The 8684-nt window shown below is 60.5% G+C and carries 7 protein-coding genes; 1 reads left to right on the top strand and 6 read right to left on the bottom strand.

The annotated features are described in order from the left end of the window. Nucleotides 1-33: 33 nt before the first annotated feature. The 6 genes from proC to ACNPM8_RS05750 form a co-directional block, all read right to left on the bottom strand. Nucleotides 34-876 (bottom strand): pyrroline-5-carboxylate reductase, encoded by an 843-nt coding sequence (proC, locus tag ACNPM8_RS05775; protein ID WP_105656959.1) that lies wholly within the window; start codon nucleotides 874-876, stop codon nucleotides 34-36. 4 nt (nucleotides 877-880) lie between these two features. Then, the gene (locus ACNPM8_RS05770) at nucleotides 881-1705 is read right to left on the bottom strand and encodes a sugar phosphate isomerase/epimerase family protein (protein WP_332485932.1); all 825 of its coding nucleotides are present in this window, start codon (nucleotides 1703-1705) and stop codon (nucleotides 881-883) included. Between the two features lie 54 nt (nucleotides 1706-1759). After that, the gene (locus ACNPM8_RS05765) at nucleotides 1760-2779 is read right to left on the bottom strand and encodes a Ppx/GppA phosphatase family protein (protein WP_105656961.1); all 1020 of its coding nucleotides are present in this window, start codon (nucleotides 2777-2779) and stop codon (nucleotides 1760-1762) included. A gap of 32 nt (nucleotides 2780-2811) precedes the next feature. After that, nucleotides 2812-5601, bottom strand: a complete 2790-nt coding sequence (gene topA / locus ACNPM8_RS05760) for a type I DNA topoisomerase (RefSeq protein ID WP_448939443.1) — start codon at nucleotides 5599-5601, stop codon at nucleotides 2812-2814. A gap of 149 nt (nucleotides 5602-5750) precedes the next feature. Beyond that, nucleotides 5751-6401, bottom strand: coding sequence for an ArsR/SmtB family transcription factor (locus ACNPM8_RS05755; protein ID WP_105657083.1), 651 nt, complete (start codon nucleotides 6399-6401; stop codon nucleotides 5751-5753). Nucleotides 6402-6424: 23 nt separating this feature from the next. Beyond that, entirely contained in the window at nucleotides 6425-8014 is a 1590-nt protein-coding gene (locus tag ACNPM8_RS05750; protein WP_388063441.1) for a DUF7059 domain-containing protein, read from the bottom strand. Nucleotides 8015-8087: 73 nt separating this feature from the next. Between ACNPM8_RS05750 and ACNPM8_RS05745 the strand changes: the two genes are divergently transcribed. Next, nucleotides 8088-8666, top strand: coding sequence for a GNAT family N-acetyltransferase (locus ACNPM8_RS05745; protein WP_105656964.1), 579 nt, complete (start codon nucleotides 8088-8090; stop codon nucleotides 8664-8666). Nucleotides 8667-8684: the final 18 nt, after the last annotated feature.

Below are 8684 nucleotides of genomic sequence, written 5' to 3'. Positions count from 1 at the left end.
GTTGCCCCCCACCGCCGTATTGAATGCTCGTTCCTAGCCGAGCTCTTCACTCAGCTGCGCTGCACGGGCGGCTGCCGCTTGCGTGCCCGCAGCAATAATCTTTGGAATTCCCTGCTCATCGAAGGTGGCGATAGCCTGCTCGGTGGTGCCCTTCGGGCTGGTTACCGCCTTGCGCAGGGTCGCGGGATCCGCGTCAGGGTTCGAGAGCATCTTGCCGGCACCGGCCACAGTGGCACGTGCCAGCGCGATTGAAAGCTTTTCATCCAAGCCCATGGCCACACCGGCATTGGCCATGGCCTCAGCCAGGTAGAAAGCATAGGCCGGACCGGACCCGGAAATTGCCGAGAGCGCATTTTGCTGCTCTTCGTCGATGACGTGCACGTCGCCGGATCCGGAGAGCAGATCGGTGACCAACTTGGTCTGCTCGTCGCTCACGCTTGCCGCCGGGCTGATTCCCACCACGCCGGCACCGACCATCAAAGGGGTGTTCGGCATGGAACGGATGACCGGCTGGCCAGCTGGCAGATGAGACTGCATGCTGCTCAGGGTGATAGCGGCGGCTACGGAAACAACGACCTTCTGCGCGTCCAGCGATCCGGAAATCTCCTCGCACAGTTCGGTGATGCCTACCGGCTTCACGCCCAGGAAGATAATGTCTGCGCTGGCGGCAGCCCGGCGGTTGGCTTCGGGATCTTCCTCGCTGACCAAGACGTTGATGCCCAATTCGCGCAGTTCCGCTACGCGGTTATCGCTTCGCACGGTAGCGGTGATCAGCTGCGGGTCATGGCCCGAGGCGATAATGCCACGCAGGATGGCGCCGTTCATGGAGCCGGCGCCGAGGAAGGACAGGGACAGATTCTTTGTTGCTTCACTCATATGGCTATTGTGTCATTGGCTTGGGGTCGCTGCCGACTGTTAAGTGCTGGCGGGCAAATTCTAGGGTCTTTCCCAGCCATTCTTCTTTTTGCCCGGTGTTCCGAGCTTTGCGTGTGGAGACCTCGACCGCTACGGTTCCGCTCCAATTGGCATCACGCAGATATTGCAGCGTTTCGGCCACCGGTTGGGTGCCCAGGCCTGGCACAAGGTGCTCGTCTTTGCCGTTATCCAAACCATCGCACAGATGAACGTGCGCCAGTCGCTGGCCCAGGTCCTCGACGGCTTGGCGCGAATCCATATTGGCAATCGCCGCATGGGAGAAGTCCCAGGTCACATGCTGGTAGTGCTGCGGGACTGGGTTCCAGTGCGGAAGGTACATTTTCGCTTCACGGCCCCGGGCACGCCATGGGTACATGTTTTCCACGGCGATTTTCATCCCCGTGGTCTCAACCAATCGCTGCACGCCTTCGGCGAATTCTTCGGCGTAGGAGCCCTGCCACCTGAATGGCGGATGGGCGACAACCACATTTGCGCCGACCGCTTGGGCCAGGATGACCGAACGTTCGATCTTGGCCCAAGCAGAGCCCCACACCTGCTGGGTGAGCAGCAGTGTCGGTGCGTGGATGGCCATGATCGGCAGTTGGTACTTGTCCATCAAGGCTTTGAGCGCGGTCGCAGATTGGCTGGCTGCGTTGCCGGTAATCAGCACTTCCAGCCCGTCGTATCCCACGTCCTTGGCCATCGCGAAGGCGTCATGGACGGTCAGCGGATAAACTGACGCGCTAGAGAGGGTGACTGGCACCTTCATTGTGCTCTTCTGGTCTTCCATGCTCTTGCCTCCTGTTACCGTGTCCACTGTGCGGGCACCGCTTAGCCAAGAAGGTTAGCTGCTGGGTTTGGCGAGAAATTTGTACTTCTCGTTATCCAGAGCTACTTCCCCAACTCCAACGCTACTACTGAGCGGTGTCGCAGAGTCAAACATCACGTGATCAAAACGTCGCAGCATCAAGCCTTCACGAATCGCCCAAGGGCAAATCCGCACAGATTTCAGTTTCAAGGCATTCATCGCTTCGTGAGCGACAATCGCCCCGGCAAGCAGTTGCGGGGCGCGAATCTCCGAGACACCGGGCAATTCTGCCCGTTCAGCCCAGCTCATCGCGGTCAATCGGTTGGTCCACAATTTCAATGCGTCACGATTGAGCACGCGCTTAACATAGGGGCCTTCCGTGCTCGGCGCGGCTCCGGTGATGCGAGCCAGCGAGCGGAAAGTCTTGGAAGTAGCGGTGGCCAAGGTGGGCTTGCCATACTGGCGCAGCTCGGTAGTCGGGTCCGTGAGAACGTCACGCACGTACGTACGCAGTTCCTTGACTTCCTTGATGGACGGCAGGTCGTTAGGAAGCCATTCGCGGGTCAGCCGGCCGGCACCCAGGGGCACGGAGAAGGCTGTTTGCGGGAACTCGTCAACGCCCAAGGCCAGCTCCAGCGAGCCTCCGCCCATATCCAGGTTCAGGATGGATTCCGAAGACCAGCCAAACCAACGGCGTACGGAGTAGAAGGTCATGCCGGCTTCTTCTTCGCCGGTCAGTTCCATCAAGCTCACGCCTGTCTCGACTTCGACGCGTTCCAGGACGGCAGCACCGTTGGAGGATTCGCGAATCGCTGAAGTGCAGAAAGCCATGAAGTCCTCAACCTGGTGGTTTTCGGCGAACTTGGCGGCTTCCTTGATGAAGGAGATCAGCTCGCGCTGGCCCTCTTCAGTTATGGCGCCATACTCATTGAGGTAGCGCACCAAGGACAAGGGTCGCTTGTGCGAGGCATAGGGAACCGGGCGGGCTCCCGGATATGCATCGACGAGCAACAGGTGAACGGTATTCGAACCGATATCCAATACACCGAGTCTCATGGTGCGCTCCTCGTTAGGCCTGGCAAGAAAGACTAGTCAGTCTTTTTCGCGGTCGTCTTCTTGGCCGTAGCCTTCTTCGCCGGGGTCTTCTTGGCTGCTGGCTTCTTGGCCGGCGCCTTCTTTGCCGTGCGCTTCACCGGTCCGCGGGCACGTTTGTCGGCCAGCAGCTCGATAGCCTGCTCGCGTGTCAGTTCCTCCATGGAGGTAGTGCGCGGAACAGTGATGTTGGTGACGCCGTCGGTGATGTATGGACCGAAGCGGCCATCCTTGACCACGATGTTCTTCTCGCTGGTCGGGTCCACTCCGAACTCGGCCAATGGCGGTACCGCGGCACGACGGCCACGCTGCTTCGGATGCGCGTAGATCGCCAGCGCTTCGTCCAAGGTGATCGTGAAGATCTGCTCTTCGCTCTCGATCGAGCGCGAATCGCTGCCCTTCTTCAGGTACGGACCGAAGCGGCCGTTCTGCACGGTGATCTCTTCGCCGTCAGCGTCAGCACCCAGTACACGAGGCAGGCTCATCAGCTTCAGGGCATCTTCCAAGGTCACTGATTCGACAGTCATGGACTTGAACAGCGACGCGGTGCGCGGCTTGACCTTGGTTGGCTTCTTCGGCGGCTTCGGCTTGCCATTCTTGTAGTACTCGACCGGCTGGGCCGCCAATTCCTCTTCGGTTGGCTCCGGGATGATCTCGGTGACGTAGGCGCCGTAGCGGCCATCCTTGGCTACGATCTGGCGACCGGTTTCCGGATCAATGCCCAAGTGCATTTCGGAGACCTGCGAGTTGGCAAAGAGCTCCTCTGCCTTTTCGGCAGTCAGCTCATCCGGGGCCAGATCCTCAGGCACGTTGGCGCGCTGCGGCTCGGTGCCTTCCTCGGCGCCTTCCGGGATGGCACGTTCCAGGTACGGGCCGAACTTGCCCACACGCAAGGTGATGTCGTCGGTGACCTTGATCGAGTTGATCGCACGGGCGTCGATGTCGCCGAGGTTATCGACCACATGCTTCAAGCCTTCGGATTCGGTCTCCGCGCCCTTGCCGAAGTAGAACAGGTTCAGCCAGTCGGTGCGGGCACGATGGCCCTTGGCGATCTCATCGAGATCATCTTCCAGGCGGGCGGTGAAATCGTAGTCCACGTACTTCGCGAAGTGCTCTTCGAGCAAGCGGATCACCGAGAAGGCGATCCAGCTCGGCACCAGGGCGCCGCCTCGCTTGGTGACATAGCCGCGGTCCATGATCGTGGAGATGGTTGGCGCGTAGGTCGACGGGCGGCCGATCTCGCGCTTTTCCAGCTCGGCCACGATCGAAGCTTCGGTGTAACGAGCCGGCGGGGAGGTTTCGTGGCCTAGAGCGGTCAGCTCATCGCCGGCCAGCTGCTGGCCCACAGCCAGCTGCGGCAGGCGGGCTTCGGCATTCTCTGCCGCGGCTTCCAGGGCCTGTTCGTCCTTGCCCTCCTCATAGGCGGAAAGGAAACCGCGGAAGGTGATTACGGTGCCGGAGGCCGAGAACTCGGCCACGCGCTGATCGCTGGCGGTGCCCTGCAGCTTGATGGTGGCGGTGAAGCCCTTGGCATCGGCCATCTGCGAGGCGACGGTGCGCTTCCAGATCAGCTCGTACAATGCGTACTCGTCCTTGGACAACGAGGAACGCACGTCCTTCGGGCGGCGGAACATGTCACCGGCCGGGCGGATTGCCTCGTGGGCTTCCTGCGCGGCATCGTTCTTCGCCTTGTAGACGCGCGGCTTGGCTGGAACGGAATCCGCGCCATACAGTTCGGTTGCCTGCTTGCGCGCGGCATTCACTGCCTCGCCTGAGAGGAAGACCGAATCGGTACGCATATAGGTGATGTAGCCGTTTTCATACAGCCGCTGAGCGATCTGCATGGTGATCTTGGAGCTCCAGCGCAGCTTGCGGGATGCTTCCTGCTGCAGCGTGGAGGTGGTGAAAGGGGCGGCCGGACGACGGGTGTACGGCTTGTCCTCGACGGAGGTCACCGCAAAGCCGGTGTCCGACAGGTTCGCCACCAGCGACTGGGCCGACTCCTGATCCAGGTGGGCCAGCTTATTGCGGGTGGTCTTCAGCTGGCCGCGGTCATCGAAGTCACGGCCGGAGGCGACACGGGCGCCGTCCACTGCCGAGAGCTTCGCTGCGAAGCCTTCGCCTTCACTGGTGGCGAAGTTGCCCTTCACATCCCAGTATCCGGCGGGGATGAAGGCCATGCGTTCGCGTTCGCGCTCGACGACCAAACGGGTTGCCACGGACTGCACGCGGCCTGCGGACAGCCCGCGAGCCACCTTGCGCCAGAGCACCGGTGAAATTTCGTAACCATAGAGGCGGTCCAGGACACGGCGGGTTTCCTGGGCGTCGACGAGGTCGGTATCGAGCTCGCGCATGTTTTCCAGTGCGCGGGCGATGCCTTCCTTGGTGATTTCGGTAAATGCCAGGCGGCGTACCGGAACCTTTGGCTTCAGGACCTGCAGCAGGTGCCACGCGATGGCTTCGCCTTCGCGGTCCGCATCGGTTGCGAGGTAAAGTTCGTCAGCTTCTTTGAGCTTCGCCTTCAGTTCGGAAACGCGCTTCTTCTTGTCCGGGTAGACCATGTAGTAAGGCTCAAAGTCGTTGTCCAGATCGACAGCGAACTTGCCTACTGAGGTCTTTTTCAGCTCGGTTGGCAGTTCTGAGGGCTGCGGAAGGTCGCGGATATGGCCCACTGAGGCATCCACGTCAAAGCCTTCACCCAAATATTTGGCGATCGACTTCACCTTGGCAGGAGACTCCACGATTACGAGTTTCTTACCAGTCTTTTCCTTGGCCTTGGGGGGCACAGCACTCCTTTAGACAACACGGACCTTGGACACCCATTTCCGGGCCCTGATCGATCCGCCATCGCAGCTTCGTTCTTCATGCCTACTCTATAAGCACATTTCCCGATGATCTTACACCGAAGAATCTGCGCTCCCTGAGCCGGGCATACTTATGATGATGCCTCCCCCATGCTCTGGTATTCGGGAAGCAATGAGATTAAGTAGAACATACGCCGCGAATCAATACTGCGTTCCTCGGCTGTTGCCTGTGCCTCGTATTCGTAGACCAGATCCAGCATTCTGCGGTTGAACTCGCGTTGCTTGGCTTCCGAGAGGAAGACCAAACCGCTAGTCAGCATCGGCGGACGATCCGGGTCCGGAGCGATTCCGGTCTTCGCTTCTGCCTCGCGCCGCTGGACTTCAGCATTGAGCCGGGTGCGGAATGCGTTCAATTGCACGTTCAAGTACGCAGTTTTGGCGTTCGCCGAGTCGATCTGCGTGTTCAGCTCTAGCCGTTCACCAGCCGCTCGCCACCGCCGCTCGCGTGCGTCTCCTTCGCTGGCAGCACGAATCACGTACCCGTACTTCTCCAGGGCCCGGAGGTGATAGCTCATGGCGCTAGGTGTCAGCGCACACAAGGATGCAAGTTCTGTAGCGGTGCGGGTGGTCTGCGAAGCAAAGAGCTCATCCAAGACGATCAGTCGAGCGTCATGGGCCAACGCTCGAATCGCCTGAGGGTCAGTGATCGAGACAACTTGTGGGATTTCCGCCTCATCGCGCGAGGCGGCCCCACCTTGTTCCTCAATTGTGTTCCGTGTCATAGGGAAAAACTTTAGCGCTTGTTTCACATTTTCTGAAGCAGGCCATGTCGCAAGAGTCGCTTCACTGCTTCATAAAGCAGGTCCGCGAAGTCTTCTTGCCCTTCTCCAATCAAGGAATCCAACGCGTTGACTAGTTGCGATACCGACAAATCACCATCGCAGGCGGAAACAAATCCTGCCTGCGCGGTATCAAGCAATTCAGTACGGCGCAGCCCTGCCCCCTGCCGCAGCAAGATCACGCCGGGGTGCTCCGCCCCCGGACGCTGATGGCGCTCCTCAGTAACATCCTCGGCCACCAGCAGGTGCCAATCCTTGAACCCTTCATTGGCGGCGGCCAGCTGGTCGGACATGGCAATGTCCCGCTGCAGGGTCGGGGCCAGCGGCTGTTCCACCTGGTGCGAGATCTGCTCGTAGCGCTGCAGTACCGGATGGCCTGCGGCTGGACGGCGGAAGTACACCAGACCGAAGCCGATGGCACCCACGCCGCGGGACTCGAAGTCATCGAGGTATGCGTTGTAGGCGGAGATGTATGAAGTGCTGTCCTCGGTCTGGGAAGCGTCGCGCAGCCATGTCTCGGCGTAGCCGCTTGGCGTTGTTTGCTCGCGCTCGATCACCCATACGTCCAGCTGGTCGCCGAACCACTGGCGCACGCGGGCATCCCACGGCTGGTTGGATTCATCATCTAGGCGAGGAATCTCCCAGTTTGACAGCATTTGCATGCAGCCACCCGGCGCCAGGAAGCCAGGAGCCTGCTCGATCAAGGTGCTCACCAGCGTATCGCCGGCCATCCCGCCATCACGGTAGGTGAACCGGTCCTTGGCGCGCTCGTTGCTGCTTCGCGGGGTAATCACGAACGGCGGGTTGCTGGCGATCAGGTTGAAAGTGGATCCAGCCACCGGATCGAACAGGCTTCCCTGGAGCAGGGTGACCCGCGATTCGAGGTTATCCGGATCCAGCTCCAGGGCCTGGTAGTTGAGCATCAGGTTGAAGCGGGTGAAGCCCAGGGCTCGGGCCGACAGGTCTGTGGCCGTAACATGCTCCGCGTGCGATAGCAGATGGAACAGCTGGATGCCGCAGCCGGTACCCAAGTCCAGTGCGCGCTCGACCTTTTCGCGGATCGTGATCTGCGCCAGGGTCAGGGACGCCTGGCCAATGCCCAGCACATGGTCGGTGCGCAACACGCCGGGACGCTGGTGGGCACCCAGGTCGTGGGCCACCCACAATTCACCGTCAGCATCGGAGGAATGCAGCGCCAGGGCAATCTTGGCCCGGTAACCGGTAGCCCAGGACTCGATCAGGCCCAGCTTGAGCAATCCGTCGGTCTTCAATGTCGGGAAGGCGGCATTGATGGCCGCGTCTTCCTGGGTCTGGCCCATTTGGAAGAGGCGAACCACACAGGCAAGCGAGCTATCTGGCCTGCTACGATCCAGGTTTCGCAAGGCAGGGTGGAGCTGGTCGCGGGCAAATGCTGCCGCAGCTTCCTCACCAAGCAGCCCCGCAACATTTTCATAGTTGTACCCGACATCAGTGAGGTCTTTGGCTAGCGAGTCGATGAGCAGTTGATTGTAGCTCTGGGGAGCGTCATCAATGGAAGAAAATTCAGCAGCATTCACACCTCCAAGTCTACCGAGTAACTCAACGGGTGATAGCTAGGCCAGGCAAACTACGGCGACCTATGATGTGGGCATGACCCAAGTAACGGTGACCTATCTCCAGCAACTCGACTCCGCTGATGTCATTCGCTCGGCCAAGTCCTTGCCCGAGGACGCCCGGATCGAGCTGGCCAAGGAGATCACCCCGGAATTTTCGCGGTTTCTGTATCAGAGCGTGGGCAGCGAATTGAACTGGTCTGACCGCCTGGGTTCGACCCGAGACCAGTGGGACGAAGTGCTCCGACGCCCGGGCTCAGAAACCTGGGTGCTCTACCAGCACGGTGCTCCCCAGGGGTACGTGGAGCTCGTCACGGAAGTCGCGGACGCCGGCAGCGAGGTCGAGATCTTCTACTTCGGCTTATTTCCCGAAGCTACCGGCCGCGGCCTTGGCGGGGTGCTGCTCAGCGAAGCACTGCAACAGGCCTGGGCCCTGGGTTCACGATGGCCGCAGCTGCCTGAGGTCAGCCGGGTATGGCTGCATACCTGCTCACTGGACGGACCGGCGGCGCTACCGAACTACCAGGCGCGAGGGCTGAGAATCTACCGGACCGAGGTGGAACAGGTCGACGTCAAGGATGCGTCGCGCGGAATGTGGCCGAAGGTGACCGCATAGAAAACGCGGGCTGGACTT

It is taken from the genome of Glutamicibacter sp. AGC46, assembly GCF_053543715.1.
This window is presented reverse-complemented; position numbering and strand designations above follow the sequence as displayed.

Coding starts and splice junctions, on each gene's coding strand:
- ACNPM8_RS05765 (WP_105656961.1), bottom strand. CDS start 2,779: ATGAGACTCGGTGTATTGGATATCGGTTCGAATACCGTTCACCTGTTG.
- ACNPM8_RS05745 (WP_105656964.1), top strand. CDS start 8,088: ATGACCCAAGTAACGGTGACCTATCTCCAGCAACTCGACTCCGCTGAT.
- ACNPM8_RS05755 (WP_105657083.1), bottom strand. CDS start 6,401: ATGACACGGAACACAATTGAGGAACAAGGTGGGGCCGCCTCGCGCGAT.
- ACNPM8_RS05770 (WP_332485932.1), bottom strand. CDS start 1,705: ATGGAAGACCAGAAGAGCACAATGAAGGTGCCAGTCACCCTCTCTAGC.
- proC (WP_105656959.1), bottom strand. CDS start 876: ATGAGTGAAGCAACAAAGAATCTGTCCCTGTCCTTCCTCGGCGCCGGC.